Below are 17056 nucleotides of genomic sequence, written 5' to 3' on the forward strand. Positions count from 1 at the left end.
GTCAGCGCGTGAAGCAGTGGACTTCGGTCCAGGCGTCGGCTGTCACATCGAGACGGTGGACGCTGAGGCGCTGCTCGCAGGTCCGGGACTCCCAAACGTGCACGAAGCGGTAGTCGACTCCATTGATCCGGCGGTCCCAGATGTGGTGCCGCTTCTCGTCGAGAGTGAGCTCTTCGCGCTTCCCGATCTTCATTCCGTCTCCCCCTGCTGGTCTCCCTGGTGATGCCCCTCGGGCTTCACCTTCCTTACGAACCTTACAGTTCAATCCGTGATGTTCGCAAGGTTCTTGCAGACCTTACGGTTCGTGATCTTCGTAAGGTTCGATCCTGGCATTCCTTACGGACCTGACGCGCCTTACACTCCTCACATGAAGAAGCCGCAGAGCCTCCCCGCAGAGCAGGCCAGGAAGGAGTTCGCCGACCTCCTGGACGGGACCCAGCACAAAGGCGAGTTCACCGAGATCACCCGCCGCAACAAGCGCTCCGGCGTCCTTGTACCGCCCGACTGGTACGACGCATCCATCACGGAACACGAGGAGCTCAAGCAGGCGCGCCGCCGGATCGCCGAGCTGGAAGCCGCACTCCAGGAGTCCGCGTGACAGACGACAAGATCCCCTTCCTGCGGGCGCGCCTCGACGAGGACGAGCAGCTCGCCTTCAATGCCGTCGATGAGCGCAAGGGTTCCGAGTGGCGGGCCAACGGAGCATCGGTCGAGGTGAGCGGCGGCCTACCGCCAGACGCCGACGCCTTCGACGAGACGGTGGTCTTCAATGAGGGCTCCCCGACCGAGGAGCAGGCCGAACACATTGCGTGCCACGATCCGGCCCGCGTCCTCCGCGAGGTGTACGTGAAGCGGGGCCGGCTCGCCCTCTACGAGAACGCACTCCAGCGCTGGAACGACCTGCCTCGCGATGAGCGCGCCACGATCGCCGGCGAGGGCCTGCGCATCAAGGTCACCACCCTGGAGGTCGTCATTCAGGGCGACTTGCAGTCCTACATCAGGCACCCGGACTTCAAGGGGCACTGGGCGATGTAGCCCGTTCCGCCCCGTCCCCCCCACCGGCCGGGCAGACTGCGGTCATGGCTCTTCGTTTCGCGGTGCAGGCTGACACGGAGCAGGAGTGCGCGGCCGGCCTGGAGTTGCTGCACACGCTGGGTCTGGTGACCCGCATGGAACCGCGGCTGCTCACCGATGATCGGTGGATGGCGCGGGCCGTACCGCGCATGAGTGAGGCCCCGGCCGGGGAGGGTGCCGGCCGGGGCCCTGGCGTGTCTGGCTAGTCGTTGGTGTTCTTGACCCAGATGCCGGTGTTCTTGTTCTTCACCTCGCGTCGGTCGACGTGGACGTCGCCGCTGATGTGGTTGTGGGTCTCGGCGGGTGCGGCTTGCCCGGCGCGGCGCAGGAGCCGGGCAATGGCGAGCGCGAGTACGGCGAGACCGCCGAAGAACACGCCGATCACGGTCGGATCCGCCTTCTCGGACGCGACCATGACGAGGGAGACGCCGCCGCAGACGAGGACCGCCGTCCCGCCGAACGACCACATGCGGACGCTGTCGTCGACAGCCTTCGAACTCATTGACGACCGTCCGGGCTGATCCACAGGCGGGGTGGTTCCGATACGGGAGCCGTCCTCCCACGACGGCACGGACGGATCGTCGATGCGGATCGCGGTGGGCTTCTCGGCGGCGAGTTCGTCGACGGCGGCCATCAGGCGGCGGATGGTGTCGCGGTCGGCGTCGGTAGGGGCAGCCTGCCCGGCCGCAGCAGCGGTGGGCTTCGGCTCGGGCAGGTCGTACATGGCGGGTCTCCTTCGGCTGGCAGTTACGGCATGGCGGCTTTCGCCGACGCCTTGCGGGCGCCGGCCTTGGGGGCTGGTGTGGGCTGGGATGGGGCGAGGGCTGCCGCCGCGGTCTGCTGGGCGTACCAGGCGCCGCCGACGGATTTCCCGCCGTGCTTCTGCTTCTCGTGCGCCCGCAAGGCCTTGGTGGCCTCGCGTGCGTCCCGGAAGCGCGGCTTCTCTTTCTTGCCGCAGGGGCAGGTCCAGCCGACGAGGCCGGTGCGCTTGTCGGCGCCGAACCGGGATGCCTTGTAGACGGCCCACTTGGACACTTTCTGCTGGGTGGGCTTGGCGGGGCAGGGCTTGGAGCCGGTGAACGAGCCGTCTTTGCCCTTGGTGAAGATCTGCCCGTTGCCCTTGCAGGTGGGGCATCCCTTGTGGGTGCGGCGGAGGATTGCGGCGTCCTTGCGGGAGCGGACGGTGTCGCCGTGGGTGTCGAGGTGGGAGACGGCGAACAGGACCATACGAGCCCCGATGCGGGCGTGGATCGGGCCACCGCGGGGGATCTTGACGCGGCGGGCGGGATGCTTGCGGGCGGACGTGCGGCGGCGCTTCGGTGCGGTGGTTCGGCGGGCCGGCTTGCGCTTCGCGGGCGGCATGGAGACTCCTCGGGCGGGTGATCGTTTCGTGGTGGTTTGTGAGGTGCTATGCGCCTGCTAGGCGCCGCTAAGGCGCAGGTCACAGCCGCTATGACTGCTGCTATGGGAGGTGCTAAGGGTTTCGCTTAGCAGGGCGTCTAGCAGGGGCGGTAGCAGCTGCGACCTGCGAGTTAGCAGGGCGTAGCACTCGTCTAGCAGTGGACGAATGACTACAAAGCGGTCAAGGTCTCGATCGTGAACCCGCGGGGGTTCTGCTCGCCTTCGCACGGCCCCAACTGCATAGGGGGCCCGGCGCCGGCGTCTTTGAGTAGCGTGCGCAGTTCGGCCACGGTCAGGTCTTCGTAGGCATCCGGGAACGCATCGACGAGGGCCTTGGTCAGCGTCTCGGTCCTCATGCGATCGACCGCCCCATTCGTCATCACGAAGGCTGCATCCTGGGCGATCTTGCGGTCGCCGGACACTCGCGACACCACCCCTGTGTCGGCGAGGTGAAGGAGCCCAGCCGCGGCGAGGGTGTCGCGGTCGAACCACGGCCGGCCCGCAGCGACGCGGTCGGCGACCGCCCGCTTGATCGGCTCGTTGCCGTGCTCATTCCAGCCGTACAGCAGCGGCCGGTCGAGACCGGGGCCCTTGATGTAGGACTGGCCGGCGTCGTTCTTCAGATGCTTGTTCTGGGCGGGCACGAGCCGGTCGGGCCGGTAGCCGGCGTTGATGGCGCCCGAGCCGAGGACGAGGGGGATGTCGGCGTGCCGGGCCGCCAGCATGATCCGCAGGGTGAACGTGTCGGCGATCGCGTCCCCCATGGCGTCGCTGGTTGCGTCCTGGCCTGCGGCGACGACGTAGATGCCGGACTGCTTGCCGATGCGCAGGAGTTCGATGAACTTCTCCTTGGCGGTCTTGCTGAGGAAGATGAACTCGTCGACCAGGGCGAAGATCGCCGGGTGTTCCTTGGTGGCGATCCAGGTGTCTCCCATGCCGAGCCGGTTCCGGACGGCGTTGCGTCCGCTGGCCATCTTCACGAGGTGGTCAAGCCACTGCTCGCAGGACCGGTTGCCGCGGATCGGCGGGACGGCCATGGCGCCTTCGAACTCGCGCAGCCCGTCCTTGATCGGGTCCATTTCAATGGCGATCGCGTTGTGGCAGGCGGTGATGACCTCGGCCAGGTCCCGCAGCACGCCGGTGGACTTGGCGGATCCGGACACGCCAATGACGAGGATGCGCTGCCCTTCGAGGACGAGGTCGAGCGGCGAACCGTCCATGCAGCGGCCGAAGTTGTGCGGGTCGGCGATGTCGAGGCTGTTCGGGGCGTGGATGGCGGGCTGCGGCATGTTCTCGAACGGGTTCGCGGTGACGAGACGCAGCACGAGGTGCGCCGACTCCCGCGGGTCCGGGTCGATGAGGGTGCCGCCGTGCTTGACGTTGAAGTGGGAATCGAGGTCGTCGGCCTTCTCGTTGACTCTTGCGACCTTGGAGCCCTTGAGGACCACGTCGACTTCCCAGCCCCACTCGCGGTGGCCCAACGCCCGGACCGTGCGGGTGCCGATGCCTTCCCAGGCCAGGGCGCGGGACACGCACTCCTCGACCTGGTCGGCGGTCCGGCACATGGCGAGCGGGAACGGCTCGTCGGACTCGGGGTTGTCCTGCTCGGCCATGAGCATCTGCGGGGCGAGGCCGGGACTGTTGGCCCTGTAGCGCCCGTACCAGGTGACCGCGGCGACAGCTACGGCGGCGGTGAGTGCGGGCGGGATCTTCCACGAGAGGTCGAGGGCGGTCATCCCGCCGAACTTCACCAGCGCCCACCAGCCGGCCAGGTTCAGGCCGGCGGTGACGGCGGACGTCCAGCCGAGGAACCGCCACCGGGAGTGCCGCTCCATTTTGACCTTGTTCCAGTGGGCGCCCGACGACATGCCGCCGAGGGTTTCCTGTAGGTCGTGGGCGCGCACGTACCGCCAGCCGAGGAAGCCGACCGCGCGGGCGCCGGTGAAGAACCAGCGCGCGGACAGCCCGCAGGCCCGGCCGGTGACTGCGGCGACGGTCATTGCCGCGGTCCCGGTCTTGGCGAGGACGGGCGTGCGCGGCTCGTAGGGGACGATGATGCCGGGCGCGATGTCGATGTCTTCGCCGGACAGGTCGTCGGGGATGTGGAGCTCGCCGGGGATCACCTTCGACGTGTCCCAGTCGGCGGGGAACTCGGGCTGCTGATCGAGGCTCATCGGGCGTCCTTCTTGGCGGCGTTCTTCGCGGTGATGGCGGCCTGCTTGCGGGCGGCGTCGGAGTACTTCTGGGTGTCTCCAGGACGACGCGTGGCGCGTGTCTTCAGCACCCTGTTCGGACCTGGGGGCATTTGAGCAGCACGCTGTGCGTTTGTGGTCTTGCTGAGGGTGTTCACGGGGGTGCCGGTGAGGGCGGATTCGACGCGCTTCTCAGCGGCCCGGCGGGCGGTGATGGACTCGATGGATTCGCCCGGGTCGCAGCCGTTGATGTTGCGGTAGGCGCGTGCCCAGACGTCGTCGTCGTTGGGGTCCGATCCGACCGCCGCGGCGATCCTCACGGCCTCCTTCCACACGTCCTCGAACTCCCTTCGGCGGTCCTCGGCGAGCTTCGCGCGCTCCGCCTTCGCAGCCTTCTCGGCGATCTTCCGTTCGGCGGCCTGCCGCTTCTTCTCTGCGGTCTGCCGGGCGGCCTCCTTGCGCGCCGCCCTCCGCTCCGCGCGCCGCTGCCGCCGTGACGGCTTCCCGTCGCGCTTGCGGATGCGGCCGTGCTCGTGGAGGTCCCACATGCCGGGGCCCGCGATCGAAGCAAGAGCGGTGCCAAACGCGGTCGCCGCGTCGTACTCGGCGAGCCCGTGAACGATGTTGATGCTGGCCGCGGTGAGCGCCCCGGCCCAGGCGACGAGCCGGTAGTGCCAGTGCGGGCGCCCGGCAGTCACCGCGGCGGCGGCGCCGACGAGTGCGACGAGCGCGATCACCTCGATGAACACGGGGGCGATCAGCAGATACTTGGCGTTCGGGTCGTAGAAGGCGTTCATCTGCACGGGCAGGGCGACGGCCGCGCACAGGGCGTAGAAGCCGAGGGCAACCCGCCGCCACCGCTTGCCGGACTTCTCGACGGCCTTCGTCTGCTCGGCCTCGTCTCGCTGCTGCTCCACATCCTGGCGGACGGCGTCGCGTCGGGCTCGTTCGGCGTCTTCGCGGCGCCGCTGGTGGTCGGCGATGCGGGCTTCGGATGCGGCCTGCTCCTCGCGGGCCTTGCGTTCGGCGCGGTCGTTGGCGAGGCGCAGCTTCCGCGCCTCCTCCTCCGCCTTCACCAGTTCGGCTTTCGCTGCGGCTTCGGCGGCAATCCGCTTGGCTTCGGCGTCGGCCCACGCCTGGGCGCGGATCGCTTCGGCCTGCGCCTTGGCCACCTCGTCGGCGGTCTCGACGGCGGCCGGCTGGGGGCTGCTCTGTTCCTCGACGGGCTCAGGGGTGATGGGCCGCCAGTCCCCGATGGCGGGCATGGTCGGCCGGGTGCTGCCGTTGACCTGGGGCGGGCTGGCGGTCATGACGGAACGGTTCCTTTCGGCTCAGCCGCGGGTGCGGCGGTCGATGAGGGCGGCGAGAACGAGGGCGCAGCCGAAGCCGAGGACCACGGCGGCCAGGGAGGCAGCGAGGCGGTCGACGTCGAGCGCGCCGGCCGCCTTGACCGCGGTCGCGGTGACGACGACCGCCGGGAGCAGGACCATCAGCTTCTGGACGGGCGGACGGGGATCGTTGAGGAGGGCGAGGATGCGCATGGTCAGTCCTCTCGGTTGCGGCGGGTACGGGTGGCCCTGTAACCGAAAGGCCCAGGCAGGTCGACGGAGGTGGTGGTGCGGCCGGTGCTGGACCAGGTGCGCTTGGGCCCGTTGCGCGGCCCGACCGTGATCGACCACGACCGCCGGTTGATGTTCAGGCGGACGCCGGGCAGGACCCGGAAGGACTTGCGGAACGTGAGCGACATCAGACGGCCGCCGTGCGCGCATCGATCCCGCAGGCCTCTGCGGCGACGTAGAACAGGACAGCCTCGACGTCCTCCGGGCGCATCCAGCTAACGATCTGACCCACCGTGCGACCACGGGCATCACCGGCGCGGACAGCGGACAGGACCTGCTTCGCGATCTGTCGCGTGTCCAGCGGAATCGGCACGAACGTCTCAGCGTCCGCGCCGGCACCGCCGTAGTCGGGGCCCGCGATGTGGTGCGAGAGCCACCGGTAGGGGCGCCGTATCCGCCACACCTCCGGCTCGTAGTCGAACGCCAGCGCGTAGTTGCTGTTCGGCACGACGTCCATCTCTGCCGCCACCCGGACCGCTTCGGTCGGGTTGTCGGCGCGGACCAGTTGGGTGTAGACGCCGTTCGGGCGGGTCGGCCAGGTAACCGACCAGCGGGGCTTACGGGACATGCGGGTCTTCCTCTCTAGGTGGGCGCGCCGGTGCGCGCCTTGTGGAATTCGGTGACGAACTCGTCGGTCAGTCCGGCGCCGAGCGCCGCCCCGACCGGGCCGATCCCGGTGACGGAGGCCGCCCACAGCTCCAGCCAGGCGGCCCGGGTGGCGATGTAGTTGAGGACCGGGCGGGCGCACCGCAGCGGGAACACGACCGCACCCAGCCCGACCATCACCGCCAAGGCGAGGGCCCGCAGCGCCCACCGGCCCGCGAACCGGGCCGCACGATGCAGCCGGCCAGGCTTCGCGGTGATCAGATAGGCGTGCACTACGGGCTCCTTTCAAGGGATCGAGGTGGTCAGTTCTCGTCGTCGGCGGGGTTCCGGGTCGGCAGCCGCATCGGGAAGGTGACGGTGAAGTCGCCGTCTTCCTCTACCTCGATCTCGCTGCCGGTCTGCGGGTTGGTCTGCTTGCCCACTGCGGGGCTCCTTTCGGTGGAGGGTTGGGGGTGTCGGTTATTCGCCGGTTGCGGTGTAGGTGTCGCCGTTGTCGTCGGCGACGGTCTGGCCGGACTCGACGGTGAACGTTTCTTCGACATCCAGGCCCTGCTCCTGCGGGGTGACGATCTCCCCATCGCGGAACCCGAAGACCAGACCCCTCAGGCTTTTCCCGTCAGCTGGTTGATGCGGTCGAGGTTGGCGTCCGCAGACTCGGCCGCAACACGGGCGGCCTCGGCGTTCCCGGCGGCCTGCGCCTTCAGTTGGGCGGCGCGGGAAGCGGCGGCGCCCTTCTCGTAGTCGCCCTTGTCGTTGTTCCTCGCCATGGGATTCCTCTCGATCGGTCGGGTTGGGGTGTGGTGCTGGTCGTGCTCGGGGCCGCCCCTCTCGGGGGTGCGGGGCTAGCCGTCGCCGTCGTCCTCGCCTGGCCCCCAGATCTGCGACGGCGTGTCCTCCATCGCCTCCGGGTCGCGGACCTCGCCGCGCGGGGTCGGCTCCCACACGGGGCCGGGCGTCTGCTCGCCCTCGCGGCGCGCCATCAGGCGGCGGCCGAACGTGCGGGCCGGTCGACGTGCAGGTCGATGCAGTCGGCCCGCCAGTCCTGATGCGTCGGGCACGTCTGCCGCTCCGAGTCCGGCACCTGGTAGGTGGTCTCCCGGTACAGGGCGCGGGAGAACGTGTCGCCGAACAGGTCGGCCAGCGCGGCGGCGGACGCCTCGGCGACCGTGGTGCGCTCCCGGCGCAGCCGCGCCAACGGCGTCTTGGCGGCCAGATCGGCGTTGAAGAGGGCGAGCGGAGACATGGCGGGGTCCTTTCAGGACGCAGAGTTCGAGTTGGGGTGGGGCGGAAGTTCGGGGTGGAAAGCCGCGCTGACGGGGGCCGCGGGGGAACGTCAACCCCGCCAGCGCGGCGACTTGGGGGCCGGGCTAGTCGGCCGGGATGTGCCGGGCGTTGTCCCGGTACGCGTAGGCGAGCAGGACGTTCGGCGAGTACGGGGCCCGCACGATCGCCATCAAGTCGTCCGACCAGTGGCCGAGGAAGATGTCGTCGACGTCCGCGACCAGATCGGCCGACGGCTCCGGGGCGCTCACCGCTGCTCCCCGTCCGGGACGACGAGGAAGCGGTCCGACTCCATGTCCATCACGACGGCTGCCGGAATGCCCTGATCACGGAACTGCTGCGCCTGCTCCTCCGCCGGCCAGGACCCGCGCGGGTGGGAAGCCGACGTTTCGGCGAGGATCTCGCGGCCCATCACGCACCGCCGACGATCAAGTCCAGCCGACCGGCCTGCGCCAGAGCGGCCAGGGTGCCCGCGGCCAAATCCTCCGTCGCCACCAGAGCATCCGCATCCAGATCCGACATGCGGCCCGACGCCGCCAGCTGCGCCAGCTCGGCGACATGCGCGGCGTGCGAACGGTAAGCGTCCGCCAGGGCCAGCAACTCCGGCGACGGGGCAGCAGGCGTCCCGTCCGTCCACGTATGCCAGCCCGCCCTACCGAACGAGCCACCGTGCGGATCGCCGGGCGTATGACCGCCAGCACAAGCAATCGGCGCGCCCGTCGGAGTACGGGTCCCGCGCGGAGTTACCGCAGGACACGACGACGAAGCCGGGGACAGAGCGCGCTCCAGACGGGCCAGGGCGGCGGCATCGGCCGGGGTGGGGAGCGGGGCGGTCGGGCGGTCGTGATCGGCGCGCTCGGGCGCACCGGTAAACTGCTTCGTAGCCATGAGGGGGACCCTTCAGAGATTCCTCGTGGTGAGGGCCGGCCTGCGATGTGAGAGTCGCGGTGTCCGGCCCGTCTTCATTTGTGAGCAGCTCGACGGACCAGGTCCGGTGAGAGTGAGCCGCACGACACCGTTGCGGAAAATGTCCCCGCGACGGGTACCGATACGAGAACCGTAGGGGACGGCTGGACCGGCGTCAAGCTCCACCTTGAAGCGCGCGAACTTCGCCTCTACGCTCAATGCATGACGGAATCCCCGGAAGCCACAGTCGACGTCCTCGTCACCCAGCTCGACGACATCGCCGACCCGGCAGAGCGCTTCCAGGCGACCCGTGACGTAGAGAAACACTTCGACGCGGCCGTGAAAGTCATACGGCAGCGCATCGCGCTCCAGCTCAAAGACCAGATGACATGGCGGCAGGTCGGTGAAGTGATGGGCGGCGTGTCCGCGCAGAGAGCCGAGCAGGTCTCTCGCGGCGCGTGAGCTGATCTCCATACCGTCGAGTGAAGGCGTCACAGCACCTCCTGGCGACGCATCACCGATTCAGTCGTGACGCAGGAACGCACCAGCAATGCAGTGACAGTGCACCTCCCCGACGATGACGCGGCGGGAGCCTGATAGTGGATGTCGTCGACCAGTGGACCGGACAGCGGGCGTGCAGCCTGCAAGCCGCTCTCCGCATGACGAACGAGTCCTTCGCCGGCCACCTCGGCGTGGCCGTGCGAACCGTGGCCAGCTGGCACGCCGAGCCGGAGATCGTGCCGCGCAGCGAAATCCAGTCGGCCCTGGATACGAGTCTTGAGAGGGCGGGTGAGGCGGTGCGGCTGCGCTTCGGCGCCCTTTCGCGCCCCACTCCCCCGGCCGTCCAGCCGCAGGCCCTCACCGTAGCGATCGCAGTGGTGATCCGCGGCGCCGAAGTCCTCCTCGTCTGCCGACGCGGCAGTGACTTTCTGACCTGGCAGTTTCCGGCGGGCATGGTCAAGCCAGATGCGTCTGCCGACGCGGTCGCCATCCAGGAGACGCATAGCGAGACCGGCATTCACTGTGCGGTTCGCGAACGCCTCGGGAGCCGTCTGCATCCGATAACCGGGGTGATCGCTACGTACTACCTCTGCGACTATCTCGCGGGTGAAGCCGTCAACCGGGACCCACTGGAGAACGTCGACGTGACCTGGGTGCCTCGCGCATCACTCACCCGCTTCATCCCAGCAGAAAAGATCTACTCGCCGATCATGGCCGCCTTGGAGGATGCGTGACCGACCAGACCAGCGACGACAAGCCCGGAATCTCTGCGGCGATCATCACTCAGGAGGGGCGCGTACTCATGGTCCGGCGCCGGATCGGCGAAGGTGAGCTGCTCTGGCAGTTCCCGGCAGGGGGCATCGAAGCCGGCGAGAGCCCACAGGAGGCTGCCGCTCGGGAGACTGAAGAGGAGACCGGACTCCAGGTCGAACCGTTGAAGCTCCTCGGTGAGCGCGTGCACCCGAAGACTGGCCGCCGCATGTCCTACACGGCCTGCGCGATCGTCTCCGGAGAGGCTCACGTCGCCGACGGTGACGAACTGGACGCTGTCGCCTGGGTGAGCCGCACCGAGATTCCCGACTACGTCCCCTACGGCCTCTTCGAGCCCGTCCAGCAATATCTCGACGAGGTACTGCCCGCCTCCGCGTAGCCCCATACGCAGCGATGGCCCCCACCGAAGTGGGGGCCATCGGCCTTACACGTCCTCGGATCTCGGCCTGCCGCGACCTACTCGATTAGCCAGCCAGGCGGTGATCGTGGACTGCCGCCAGGCCGGCGAGCGGCCGATGGTCATGTCAGGAAGAGGCAGGTCCTGAGGGCGTAGCTCATCACCGTCGGCCACCCGCTTACGGGATCGTTTGAGGTAGATGCGGATCGTCTCGGCAGCGACACCCGCCTGTTCCGACACCGCTTCGGTGTCCAGGTAGGGATCCTCGTCCCGATCCGTCACTGCTCCTCCTTGTACCCGCGGCGGGCACCAAGGTACCGGAACAGGTGCGTAGCTGATCACTGCACCCTCCTCCAAATCCAATCCACCTCCCCTTCAACCCAGGACTTGAAAATGTTCCCGTCATGGGTACTGTAGAGGTTGTCGGGTGCAGTCGTCCACGGTGACCTGCATCCCATCTGCACCGTGCTTGCATCGCCCGCAAACGCTGGGCGCAGCACGATGCACGAAGACGAGGGGAAGTGATGACAACGGAACCCGAACCGTCCGAACGCACCGCGCTCTACCGGTTCTTCGACGCCGCAGGGAACCTGCTCTACGTCGGCGTCAGTGGGAACACTGAAGCTCGCTGGCGCCAGCACGCAGAGTCCAAGCCTTGGTGGTCTGACGTTGCAGACAAGACGACCGAGTGGCTCGGCAGCCGGGCCGAGGCGCTCGATGCCGAGCGCATTGCGATCCGTACCGAGAAGCCGCTCCACAACCACCAGAACAAACCGTCGTCGATCATTGGCGAGATCACCCCGTGGGGTCCGAGCGGGGTCCCCGGTGGGACCTGGAGCCCCTACGAGTTCATCGCCCACGAGCTGAAGGGGTTCATCCAGTCGGGCTCCATGCGGGCTGGCGACCGGTTCCCCACGGTTCGGACGCTGATGGAGGTCTACGGCGTCGCGTCGCTCACCATCCAGCGCGCTCTGAACCTGCTCAAGACTCAGGGATTCGCAGTCGGCCGGCAGGGCTTCGGCGTTGTCGCGGTGGTCCCACCGGGGCTTCGCTCTGAGACTGCGGGCGGCGAGGGCGCGGAGGGCGTGCTCGAGCAGATGACGGCGTACCGGGCTGCTCCATCTCTGCGGTCCTGCACGGCCCTTGGGGTAGAGCCAGGGACGGAGCTCGACGCGAAGAGATGGGTGCGCGTGATCGACGGCCAACCGGTGGAGCTCGTGAACTTCTACCGCTACCCCGACGCCCCGGTCGACGAGGCGATCCACCGGACGACAGACCTCGTCACTGCGGCTCCCCCTATCGCCGAGGCCGTGAAGGTGTTCGGAGTCGTGCCCCTGCTGATCACCCGCAGGGTGACCTACTCCGAAAGCCAGAGCCCGCTGGGGCTGTACGAGATCGTTAAGAACGGCGATCTGCTCGCCACGCAGTACGAGTTCTAGCCCGCCCGTTTCTGGCCGTCCTGCCAGCCTGCGTCTCGGGTCTTCGCGGACTGGTACGGGTAGCGCATCCTATCGGCTCTGCCAAGTCGCGCGTTTCGGCTGGTGGGTGGCGGTGTGGTGGTGGGCTGGTTTCACCTGTCGGGGTGCGGGCCGGCCGCAAGACTGATCGCCGTGGCCGCGAATTGCAGCCCCCACCGTCGGCCTCGCTGGAAAATCTGTACCGTCCCAGGAACGCGAACGGCCGGGCGCTACCAACGCCCGGCCAGTTCAACACGGCGAGTCCTACCTCGCCGCTCAACCCATCCCATCCCTGAGAAGAGGTCTCCATGACTGTAGCCTGCGCCACCCCCGACCGTCGCCCGTCGGCTGACGAGATCCTGGACACCCCGCTGCCTGATCTGCTGGGCGGCTGGGGCGTCGAGCTGTTCGACTCGTCGATCGCGGACGCCACGTTCTTCGGTGCGGTGATCGAGCGGAAGACGGGCGAGATCGTCCTCGCCATGCCGACGGGCCGCAGCGAGCGCGAGCACGACACGATGGCGCGCTACCTGCTCGCCCAGGTCTTCGACGTGGATCTGCCGAAGCTGCCGCCGCCGTTCACGACGGATCAGGCTTAAGGGAGCTCAGGTGGTAGCAGACATTCCATGCTCAATTTGCGGCAAGCAGCCGGTAGTGGCGCGAGGCTGGTGCAAATCACACTACCGACGGTGGTCCACCTACGGCGATCCCACTCATGTGCCCAGGCAGCCCAAGTATGAGGAGCTGTTTTGGACCCGAGTCCAGAAGACCCCCGATTGCTGGCTTTGGCAAGGAAGCCTTAGCAAGAAGGGGTACGGAATCTACAGTGCCGGATATCGGACCTGCCAGGCTCATCGCGTAGCCTATGAGCTGGTCAAGGGCGACATCCCTGACGGGCTCCAGCTAGACCACCTGTGCCGCGTCCGGAACTGCGTAAATCCGGATCACCTGGAACCCGTAACGCCAGCTGAAAACACCCGGCGTGGCCTCACGGGTGCCCACTGGAGCACGCGAACACACTGCTCAAATGGGCATCCTTACGATGAACAGAACACCCGAATCGGAACGGACGGCGCGCGTAAGTGTCGAGCCTGCGTCCGCGCTTACACGGCGGCCTACCGGAAGAGGCGGGCATCAAACGGGAAGCCGGACGAATAGTAGATCGCAACTCGCAATGACAGTGGGCCCGCACCTGCGGGGTGCGGGCCCACTGTCGCGGAATTGCCCCTACGCGGCCGGCTCCGGGTGCCGCACGGCCCGTTTGACGGCTTCCTCGACGGCGAGCCGCGGCGTCCCGCTGGCTGTGGCGTGCGCGGTGACGGCTTGGTGTACGGCGAGCGCGGTGGGCACGGTGAGGGTGCCGGTTTGGATCTCGGTCCAGGCGGCGGTTTCGGCGGCGATCAGTTCGGGCGGGAGTTCGGTGGTCACTGGCGGATCTTACGTGGCGGAATCTTCGACCTCCGGGGTGGCTGGCGAAGGAAGCGCGAGGCCACCGCCCGAACGATCGGGCGAGCTTTCCTGCGGCCGAGTGGCGCGACTGGTGTGCGCACTGCGGCCTGGAGATCGAGGACCGGGGTGAGGTGGGCACCGACGGACAGGACGAGGTCCGCTGGGTCCACATCCCCGACGGCCGCACACGCTGCAGCCCGGATCAGGCGGACAGTGGGTCCCGCGCGACGCCGACCACGCCCGGCTGCTGCTACAACGCGGAAGCCGCAGAACAGGCCATGTTCGAAGAGTCACGGGCGAAGGTCGCGAAGTAAACAGTTCCCGGATCTGCCTGGCCTGCCCATGAAATCGGCGCAGCGCAAGAAGACGGCCCGCCGGATAACCGGCGGGCCGCTCCTGCTCCCCAGGCGAATCCTCACCGTACCCGGCGACCCGACCGCCGGAGCGCCTGCCGGATCCGCCACCACAGCGCGGGCAGCCTGCGCCCGCGGACGGCCTGCCGGCGGGCCATGGCGAAGTACTCCTCGCTGGAAAGCTCGCCACGCATCCAGGCCCGGCCAGCTTCCTGCGAGTCGTCGTACCGCTGTTTCATCGTCGCCTCCGTGCGGGTCCGTAGGGGCTCTGCCAGGCGGGCCGGTCGCGCCGCGGCGGGGGCGTGCACTGGTTGCAGCCTTCGGCTTCGGGGAGGTGGCGGAAGGCTTCGCCAGGGTCGCGGCCAGCTTGTTCGACGACGGGCGCCAGCGTGTCCTTGACGGCCTGCATGAAGGCCACGAGTGCGGCCTGGGTGCGGCGGACGCGTTCGAGTTCCGCTTCGCGGATGCGGTCGACGAGACGCGCCCAGGATGCCGTGACCTCGGGGTCGATGACGGGCAGCTCGACGCAGACCTCGATGGAGGTCACGCCTTCGACCTGCTGCCACTCCCCCACCTCGTCTGCGATGTACAGGGTGGGGGTGGCGCCGCCGAAGTGGAACGGTTCGGGCTCGGGCTGGCTGCGCATGGCGTCTTCGCTGACCGCCCAGTCCTCAACGGCGTGGTCGATCTGGGCAAGGATGTCGTCTGCGCTGGTCACGGCGTCTCCTTCGGTTTGATCATGTGGGCTACTCCGTCGTCGAGGTCGAGCCAGACGAGGAGGGAGACGAGTGCGTCGGCGTCGGGCCGCTTGTCGTCGGCGAGCCGGGACAGGGTGGACGGGGAGATGTCGACGGTGTCGGCGAGCTGCCGCCAGGAGAGACCCTGTCGGCGGCGTCTCTCATCAAGGCGGCGGTGAAGTTCGGGGACGTCGAGGAGGTGGGTGCTCACGCTGCCTCTTTTCCTGCGCCGTCGAGGAGTCCGAGGAGGATCTGGCCGAGTGTGACGCCGGGTCCGTTGTGGCCTGCGGTGAGGGCGTGTTGGGCGTAGGCGCGGACTCGTGCGGCGGCGGCGTGGTTGTCGCGGGCGGTGGCGAGCGCCATGTCGCGTTCCCGTTGTAGCTGAGCGGTCTCCCACTCGATGACGGGCAGGAGCGCGGTGACCACGTCGTCGGGGTAGCGGCCGTGGTTGGCGTGGAGGATGGCGGCGAGCCGTGCGTGAAGGCTGCCAGCGCCCGCCTGCGCCCCTGTCACGCCCTCGGACGACTCCGGGCCCGCCGACACCCCCTCCCGGACGTCCTGACCCCCGCCAGGCTCGTCCTGCGGCCCGGCGTCGACGAGGGCAGCGCAGCGGATCGGCGGATCCGGGGCGTAGTAGCCCGTCAGATCCTCGGCCACCGCCCCGCGAACTGCGTCGCGAACTTCTTGAGGCGTCGGCCCGTGCCGCTCCCCGAACGGCCACTTCGGCCAGGCGTCCGGGTCGGCCATGAAGGCGTGCGCCCAGTCCTGCTCGTAGCCGCAGTCGAGGACGAAGCACCGCCAGCCCTTCACTGTGGCTTCGAGGATCGCGTTCGGGTGGGCCGGGTGCTCGTGGACGCAGGTGAACGGGTGAATTCCGCTCTCGTGCTGGAAGCGGCTGAGCGCAGCCACCTGCTCAGGCGTCCACGGGGCGCGGATCTTGTCGGTCATGCGGCTGCCTCTCGCTGCTGGTCGGGGACGTGAATGTCGTGGATGCCGAGTTCGCCGACGGCGAGCGCGATGGCGACGGCTTGGGCGCGGTCGGTGGCTCCGAGCCGGCGGTAGGCGTTGGCCAGGACTTCAGCTACCGAGTTCGGGGTGACGTCGAGCCAGGCGGCGATGGCCGTGTTGGTGTTGCCGTTCGCGGCGAGGAGGAGGATCTGCCGCTGCCTGGCTGTCAGCGGCCTCACGGCTGCCTCCCGGGCTTCGGTGCGAGTCGGCCTTCCCGCAGGGCCTTCTGTTGCAGGGCCTCTTCGATCACGCGGGCGGGGATGAGTCCGGGGAAGCAGCGGTTGAGGAGTTCGCGGGCTCGATCGGTGATGTATCTCGGCGCGGGGCCGGGGCGGGCCGGCTGATCGGTCATCGCTCGGCCTGCTCTCCACCGGCGGCAAGGAGTTCGGTCACGGCTGGCTCCCGAGGATCTGCCGGGCGACGGCGAGGGCGTGCGGGTTGACGATGGTGTCGTGCCAGTCGGGGTGTGCAGTGCTGGTGAGGCGTCGGGCTTCGGCGCGCAGCCAGCGGGCGAGTTCACGGACGGCGGGCGGGGGTAGCGCTCCGGCGAGGTCGCCGCTGGCGCCGCCCATGCCGTTGGTGAGGCCGTCGCGCCAGGCGGATTCCTTGGGATAGCTGCCCCAGTAGTCGCCGGTCTCCAGTTCCTTCTGGGCTGCTTCGGCGAGGGGCGTCAGTTTGTCGGCTGCGGCGGTGAGTTCTTCGGCGGGGTTCACGGGTGTCCTTTCGTGGGGGCCGGGTGTGTCGGGGCACACCCGGCCGGGGGCGGTGGTCAGGCGGCGGCGGGCTGCTCGGTGCGGGCCTTCTCGTAGCGCTGGCGGGCGGCGATGAACGCTTCGTTGCTGCCGCCTCGGTCGGGGTGCGCGGCGGCCATCGCGGCGCGCAGGGCGGCAAGGTCCGGCTTGGCGTGCTGCTGGAGTTCCGGCGGGTTCAGGTACAGGTGGAAGTCCGGGGCGGACCAGTGCCGGTTGCGCTGGTAGACCTCGCCGTCGGCTTCGATGCGCTGCCGGTTCACGAACCCGGTCCGGCGGCGGGCCTCCCAGTCCTCGCTGGCGACGTAGTAGATCCGCTTCGCCGTCTTCTTCGTGATCTGGAACTTCACGACTCGGGGCGGCTCGTAGAACCGGTTGTCGTCGGCGACGCTGCTGTCGACGCCGTACAGGTACTCGATGGGCGCTGGGGTGGTCACGCTGCCTCCTGGTAGCTGGAATCGCTTGCCGGGGGCTGTGAGGGCTCAGGAGCGCCGTAGGGCTCCCGGTCTGCCTCCAACCCGTCTGCGCCCCTCCTGGCCCCCGTGAGGCGCCGCC

Annotated in this window: 35 protein-coding genes; 10 read left to right on the forward strand and 25 right to left on the reverse strand. The window is 68.7% G+C overall.

What is annotated here, in order from left to right:
- Position 1: 1 nt before the first annotated feature.
- Positions 2 to 193 carry a hypothetical protein gene (locus K3769_RS04435; RefSeq protein WP_267025142.1) on the reverse strand — a complete coding sequence of 64 codons (192 nt, stop codon included), beginning with the start codon at positions 191 to 193 and terminating at the stop codon, positions 2 to 4.
- A 174-nt stretch (positions 194 to 367) separates the two neighbouring features.
- Here K3769_RS04435 and K3769_RS04440 point away from each other — a divergent pair, with 174 nt between their 5' ends.
- From K3769_RS04440 to K3769_RS04450, 3 genes are read left to right on the forward strand one after another with little or no spacing between them, the layout of a single operon-like run.
- Positions 368 to 598, forward strand: coding sequence for a type II toxin-antitoxin system prevent-host-death family antitoxin (locus K3769_RS04440; RefSeq protein WP_267025143.1), 231 nt, complete (start codon positions 368 to 370; stop codon positions 596 to 598).
- Complete coding sequence (locus tag K3769_RS04445; protein WP_267025144.1) at positions 595 to 1035, forward strand: DUF6221 family protein; 441 nt, start codon at positions 595 to 597, stop codon at positions 1033 to 1035. Before K3769_RS04440 ends, K3769_RS04445 begins: the two co-directional genes overlap by 4 nt.
- Before the next feature lie 44 nt (positions 1036 to 1079).
- Positions 1080 to 1280: a hypothetical protein gene (locus K3769_RS04450; protein ID WP_267025145.1), complete on the forward strand. Its 201-nt coding sequence runs from the start codon at positions 1080 to 1082 to the stop codon at positions 1278 to 1280.
- On the opposite strand, the gene K3769_RS04455 is transcribed toward K3769_RS04450, so the two are convergent.
- The 14 genes from K3769_RS04455 to K3769_RS04520 form a co-directional block, all read right to left on the reverse strand.
- The gene (locus tag K3769_RS04455) at positions 1277 to 1798 is read right to left on the reverse strand and encodes a hypothetical protein (protein ID WP_267025146.1); all 522 of its coding nucleotides are present in this window, start codon (positions 1796 to 1798) and stop codon (positions 1277 to 1279) included. The two genes, K3769_RS04450 and K3769_RS04455, sit on opposite strands and share 4 nt — an antisense overlap.
- A 23-nt stretch (positions 1799 to 1821) precedes the next feature.
- On the reverse strand, positions 1822 to 2436 hold the full coding sequence (locus K3769_RS04460; protein ID WP_267025147.1) for a hypothetical protein: 615 nt from the start codon (positions 2434 to 2436) through the stop codon (positions 1822 to 1824).
- Between the two features lie 209 nt (positions 2437 to 2645).
- Entirely contained in the window at positions 2646 to 4649 is a 2004-nt protein-coding gene (locus K3769_RS04465; protein WP_267025148.1) for a hypothetical protein, read from the reverse strand.
- Positions 4646 to 5977 carry a hypothetical protein gene (locus K3769_RS04470; protein ID WP_267025149.1) on the reverse strand — a complete coding sequence of 444 codons (1332 nt, stop codon included), beginning with the start codon at positions 5975 to 5977 and terminating at the stop codon, positions 4646 to 4648. Before K3769_RS04470 ends, K3769_RS04465 begins: the two co-directional genes overlap by 4 nt.
- A 21-nt stretch (positions 5978 to 5998) precedes the next feature.
- A complete protein-coding gene (locus K3769_RS04475; protein WP_267025150.1) occupies positions 5999 to 6208 on the reverse strand; it encodes a hypothetical protein in 210 nt (69 codons plus the stop codon).
- 2 nt (positions 6209 to 6210) lie between these two features.
- Positions 6211 to 6414 carry a DUF4236 domain-containing protein gene (locus K3769_RS04480; RefSeq protein ID WP_267025151.1) on the reverse strand — a complete coding sequence of 68 codons (204 nt, stop codon included), beginning with the start codon at positions 6412 to 6414 and terminating at the stop codon, positions 6211 to 6213.
- Positions 6414 to 6854, reverse strand: coding sequence for a hypothetical protein (locus K3769_RS04485; protein ID WP_267025152.1), 441 nt, complete (start codon positions 6852 to 6854; stop codon positions 6414 to 6416). The genes K3769_RS04480 and K3769_RS04485 overlap by 1 nt, the downstream gene beginning before the upstream one ends.
- 14 nt (positions 6855 to 6868) lie before the next feature.
- Positions 6869 to 7165: a hypothetical protein gene (locus K3769_RS04490; protein ID WP_267025153.1), complete on the reverse strand. Its 297-nt coding sequence runs from the start codon at positions 7163 to 7165 to the stop codon at positions 6869 to 6871.
- Positions 7166 to 7494: 329 nt separating this feature from the next.
- Positions 7495 to 7659, reverse strand: coding sequence for a hypothetical protein (locus tag K3769_RS04495; protein ID WP_267025154.1), 165 nt, complete (start codon positions 7657 to 7659; stop codon positions 7495 to 7497).
- Between the two features lie 75 nt (positions 7660 to 7734).
- Entirely contained in the window at positions 7735 to 7872 is a 138-nt protein-coding gene (locus K3769_RS04500; protein WP_267025155.1) for a hypothetical protein, read from the reverse strand.
- On the reverse strand, positions 7872 to 8135 hold the full coding sequence (locus K3769_RS04505; RefSeq protein ID WP_267025156.1) for a hypothetical protein: 264 nt from the start codon (positions 8133 to 8135) through the stop codon (positions 7872 to 7874). Before K3769_RS04505 ends, K3769_RS04500 begins: the two co-directional genes overlap by 1 nt.
- A 124-nt stretch (positions 8136 to 8259) precedes the next feature.
- Positions 8260 to 8424 carry a hypothetical protein gene (locus tag K3769_RS04510; protein WP_267025157.1) on the reverse strand — a complete coding sequence of 55 codons (165 nt, stop codon included), beginning with the start codon at positions 8422 to 8424 and terminating at the stop codon, positions 8260 to 8262.
- Positions 8421 to 8585 carry a DUF8839 family protein gene (locus tag K3769_RS04515; RefSeq protein WP_267025158.1) on the reverse strand — a complete coding sequence of 55 codons (165 nt, stop codon included), beginning with the start codon at positions 8583 to 8585 and terminating at the stop codon, positions 8421 to 8423. Before K3769_RS04515 ends, K3769_RS04510 begins: the two co-directional genes overlap by 4 nt.
- A complete protein-coding gene (locus K3769_RS04520) occupies positions 8585 to 9061 on the reverse strand; it encodes a hypothetical protein (protein WP_267025159.1) in 477 nt (158 codons plus the stop codon). The genes K3769_RS04515 and K3769_RS04520 overlap by 1 nt, the downstream gene beginning before the upstream one ends.
- A 240-nt stretch (positions 9062 to 9301) precedes the next feature.
- On the opposite strand from K3769_RS04520, the gene K3769_RS04525 reads away from it, so the two are divergent.
- From K3769_RS04525 to K3769_RS04535, 3 genes are all read left to right on the forward strand, one after another.
- A complete protein-coding gene (locus K3769_RS04525; protein ID WP_267025160.1) occupies positions 9302 to 9541 on the forward strand; it encodes a hypothetical protein in 240 nt (79 codons plus the stop codon).
- Positions 9542 to 9678: 137 nt separating this feature from the next.
- The gene (locus tag K3769_RS04530) at positions 9679 to 10314 is read left to right on the forward strand and encodes an NUDIX hydrolase (RefSeq protein ID WP_267025161.1); all 636 of its coding nucleotides are present in this window, start codon (positions 9679 to 9681) and stop codon (positions 10312 to 10314) included.
- On the forward strand, positions 10311 to 10730 hold the full coding sequence (locus K3769_RS04535) for an NUDIX hydrolase (RefSeq protein WP_267025162.1): 420 nt from the start codon (positions 10311 to 10313) through the stop codon (positions 10728 to 10730). Before K3769_RS04530 ends, K3769_RS04535 begins: the two co-directional genes overlap by 4 nt.
- Positions 10731 to 10775: 45 nt before the next feature.
- On the opposite strand, the gene K3769_RS04540 is transcribed toward K3769_RS04535, so the two are convergent.
- Positions 10776 to 11030 (reverse strand): hypothetical protein, encoded by a 255-nt coding sequence (locus tag K3769_RS04540; protein ID WP_267025163.1) that lies wholly within the window; start codon positions 11028 to 11030, stop codon positions 10776 to 10778.
- Between the two features lie 242 nt (positions 11031 to 11272).
- Here K3769_RS04540 and K3769_RS04545 point away from each other — a divergent pair, with 242 nt between their 5' ends.
- From K3769_RS04545 to K3769_RS41070, 3 genes are all read left to right on the forward strand, one after another.
- A complete protein-coding gene (locus K3769_RS04545; RefSeq protein WP_267025164.1) occupies positions 11273 to 12187 on the forward strand; it encodes a GntR family transcriptional regulator in 915 nt (304 codons plus the stop codon).
- A 326-nt stretch (positions 12188 to 12513) separates the two neighbouring features.
- Positions 12514 to 12804: a hypothetical protein gene (locus K3769_RS04550; protein WP_267025165.1), complete on the forward strand. Its 291-nt coding sequence runs from the start codon at positions 12514 to 12516 to the stop codon at positions 12802 to 12804.
- Positions 12805 to 12922: 118 nt separating this feature from the next.
- Complete coding sequence (locus K3769_RS41070; RefSeq protein ID WP_372514862.1) at positions 12923 to 13363, forward strand: HNH endonuclease signature motif containing protein; 441 nt, start codon at positions 12923 to 12925, stop codon at positions 13361 to 13363.
- A gap of 69 nt (positions 13364 to 13432) precedes the next feature.
- Here the strand turns inward: K3769_RS41070 and K3769_RS04555 are convergent, their stop codons facing one another.
- Entirely contained in the window at positions 13433 to 13633 is a 201-nt protein-coding gene (locus K3769_RS04555; protein ID WP_267025166.1) for a hypothetical protein, read from the reverse strand.
- Between the two features lie 152 nt (positions 13634 to 13785).
- Between K3769_RS04555 and K3769_RS04560 the strand changes: the two genes are divergently transcribed.
- Positions 13786 to 13968 (forward strand): hypothetical protein, encoded by a 183-nt coding sequence (locus K3769_RS04560; protein WP_267025167.1) that lies wholly within the window; start codon positions 13786 to 13788, stop codon positions 13966 to 13968.
- A 101-nt stretch (positions 13969 to 14069) separates the two neighbouring features.
- On the opposite strand, the gene K3769_RS04565 is transcribed toward K3769_RS04560, so the two are convergent.
- Genes K3769_RS04565 through K3769_RS04600 form a run of 8 tightly spaced genes read right to left on the reverse strand, consistent with a single transcriptional unit; the run spans position 14070 to position 16938 of the window.
- Complete coding sequence (locus K3769_RS04565) at positions 14070 to 14246, reverse strand: hypothetical protein (RefSeq protein ID WP_267025168.1); 177 nt, start codon at positions 14244 to 14246, stop codon at positions 14070 to 14072.
- Positions 14243 to 14725: a hypothetical protein gene (locus K3769_RS04570; protein ID WP_267025169.1), complete on the reverse strand. Its 483-nt coding sequence runs from the start codon at positions 14723 to 14725 to the stop codon at positions 14243 to 14245. Before K3769_RS04570 ends, K3769_RS04565 begins: the two co-directional genes overlap by 4 nt.
- Positions 14722 to 14955: a helix-turn-helix domain-containing protein gene (locus K3769_RS04575; protein ID WP_267025170.1), complete on the reverse strand. Its 234-nt coding sequence runs from the start codon at positions 14953 to 14955 to the stop codon at positions 14722 to 14724. Before K3769_RS04575 ends, K3769_RS04570 begins: the two co-directional genes overlap by 4 nt.
- Positions 14952 to 15692: a hypothetical protein gene (locus K3769_RS04580; RefSeq protein ID WP_267025171.1), complete on the reverse strand. Its 741-nt coding sequence runs from the start codon at positions 15690 to 15692 to the stop codon at positions 14952 to 14954. The genes K3769_RS04575 and K3769_RS04580 overlap by 4 nt, the downstream gene beginning before the upstream one ends.
- Positions 15689 to 15931 (reverse strand): helix-turn-helix domain-containing protein, encoded by a 243-nt coding sequence (locus tag K3769_RS04585; RefSeq protein WP_267025172.1) that lies wholly within the window; start codon positions 15929 to 15931, stop codon positions 15689 to 15691. The genes K3769_RS04580 and K3769_RS04585 overlap by 4 nt, the downstream gene beginning before the upstream one ends.
- Positions 15928 to 16104: a hypothetical protein gene (locus tag K3769_RS04590; RefSeq protein ID WP_267025173.1), complete on the reverse strand. Its 177-nt coding sequence runs from the start codon at positions 16102 to 16104 to the stop codon at positions 15928 to 15930. The genes K3769_RS04585 and K3769_RS04590 overlap by 4 nt, the downstream gene beginning before the upstream one ends.
- Before the next feature lie 37 nt (positions 16105 to 16141).
- Positions 16142 to 16465 carry a hypothetical protein gene (locus tag K3769_RS04595; protein WP_267025174.1) on the reverse strand — a complete coding sequence of 108 codons (324 nt, stop codon included), beginning with the start codon at positions 16463 to 16465 and terminating at the stop codon, positions 16142 to 16144.
- A gap of 56 nt (positions 16466 to 16521) precedes the next feature.
- A complete protein-coding gene (locus K3769_RS04600) occupies positions 16522 to 16938 on the reverse strand; it encodes a hypothetical protein (protein WP_267025175.1) in 417 nt (138 codons plus the stop codon).
- Positions 16939 to 17056 lie beyond the last annotated feature (118 nt).

The organism is Streptomyces ortus, assembly GCF_026341275.1.
GTDB lineage: Bacteria > Actinomycetota > Actinomycetes > Streptomycetales > Streptomycetaceae > Streptomyces > Streptomyces ortus.

Excerpts from the sequence above, each read along its gene's own strand:
- K3769_RS04435 (WP_267025142.1), bottom strand. The coding sequence starts at position 193 with ATGAAGATCGGGAAGCGCGAAGAGCTCACTCTCGACGAGAAGCGGCAC.
- K3769_RS04440 (WP_267025143.1), top strand. The coding sequence starts at position 368 with ATGAAGAAGCCGCAGAGCCTCCCCGCAGAGCAGGCCAGGAAGGAGTTC.
- K3769_RS04450 (WP_267025145.1), top strand. The coding sequence starts at position 1,080 with ATGGCTCTTCGTTTCGCGGTGCAGGCTGACACGGAGCAGGAGTGCGCG.
- K3769_RS04455 (WP_267025146.1), bottom strand. The coding sequence starts at position 1,798 with ATGTACGACCTGCCCGAGCCGAAGCCCACCGCTGCTGCGGCCGGGCAG.
- K3769_RS04460 (WP_267025147.1), bottom strand. The coding sequence starts at position 2,436 with ATGCCGCCCGCGAAGCGCAAGCCGGCCCGCCGAACCACCGCACCGAAG.
- K3769_RS04465 (WP_267025148.1), bottom strand. The coding sequence starts at position 4,649 with ATGAGCCTCGATCAGCAGCCCGAGTTCCCCGCCGACTGGGACACGTCG.
- K3769_RS04470 (WP_267025149.1), bottom strand. The coding sequence starts at position 5,977 with ATGACCGCCAGCCCGCCCCAGGTCAACGGCAGCACCCGGCCGACCATG.
- K3769_RS04475 (WP_267025150.1), bottom strand. The coding sequence starts at position 6,208 with ATGCGCATCCTCGCCCTCCTCAACGATCCCCGTCCGCCCGTCCAGAAG.
- K3769_RS04480 (WP_267025151.1), bottom strand. The coding sequence starts at position 6,414 with ATGTCGCTCACGTTCCGCAAGTCCTTCCGGGTCCTGCCCGGCGTCCGC.
- K3769_RS04485 (WP_267025152.1), bottom strand. The coding sequence starts at position 6,854 with ATGTCCCGTAAGCCCCGCTGGTCGGTTACCTGGCCGACCCGCCCGAAC.
- K3769_RS04495 (WP_267025154.1), bottom strand. The coding sequence starts at position 7,659 with ATGGCGAGGAACAACGACAAGGGCGACTACGAGAAGGGCGCCGCCGCT.
- K3769_RS04500 (WP_267025155.1), bottom strand. The coding sequence starts at position 7,872 with ATGGCGCGCCGCGAGGGCGAGCAGACGCCCGGCCCCGTGTGGGAGCCG.
- K3769_RS04505 (WP_267025156.1), bottom strand. The coding sequence starts at position 8,135 with ATGTCTCCGCTCGCCCTCTTCAACGCCGATCTGGCCGCCAAGACGCCG.
- K3769_RS04515 (WP_267025158.1), bottom strand. The coding sequence starts at position 8,585 with ATGGGCCGCGAGATCCTCGCCGAAACGTCGGCTTCCCACCCGCGCGGG.
- K3769_RS04520 (WP_267025159.1), bottom strand. The coding sequence starts at position 9,061 with ATGGCTACGAAGCAGTTTACCGGTGCGCCCGAGCGCGCCGATCACGAC.
- K3769_RS04525 (WP_267025160.1), top strand. The coding sequence starts at position 9,302 with ATGACGGAATCCCCGGAAGCCACAGTCGACGTCCTCGTCACCCAGCTC.
- K3769_RS04545 (WP_267025164.1), top strand. The coding sequence starts at position 11,273 with ATGACAACGGAACCCGAACCGTCCGAACGCACCGCGCTCTACCGGTTC.
- K3769_RS04550 (WP_267025165.1), top strand. The coding sequence starts at position 12,514 with ATGACTGTAGCCTGCGCCACCCCCGACCGTCGCCCGTCGGCTGACGAG.
- K3769_RS04565 (WP_267025168.1), bottom strand. The coding sequence starts at position 14,246 with ATGAAACAGCGGTACGACGACTCGCAGGAAGCTGGCCGGGCCTGGATG.
- K3769_RS04580 (WP_267025171.1), bottom strand. The coding sequence starts at position 15,692 with ATGACCGACAAGATCCGCGCCCCGTGGACGCCTGAGCAGGTGGCTGCG.
- K3769_RS04590 (WP_267025173.1), bottom strand. The coding sequence starts at position 16,104 with ATGACCGATCAGCCGGCCCGCCCCGGCCCCGCGCCGAGATACATCACC.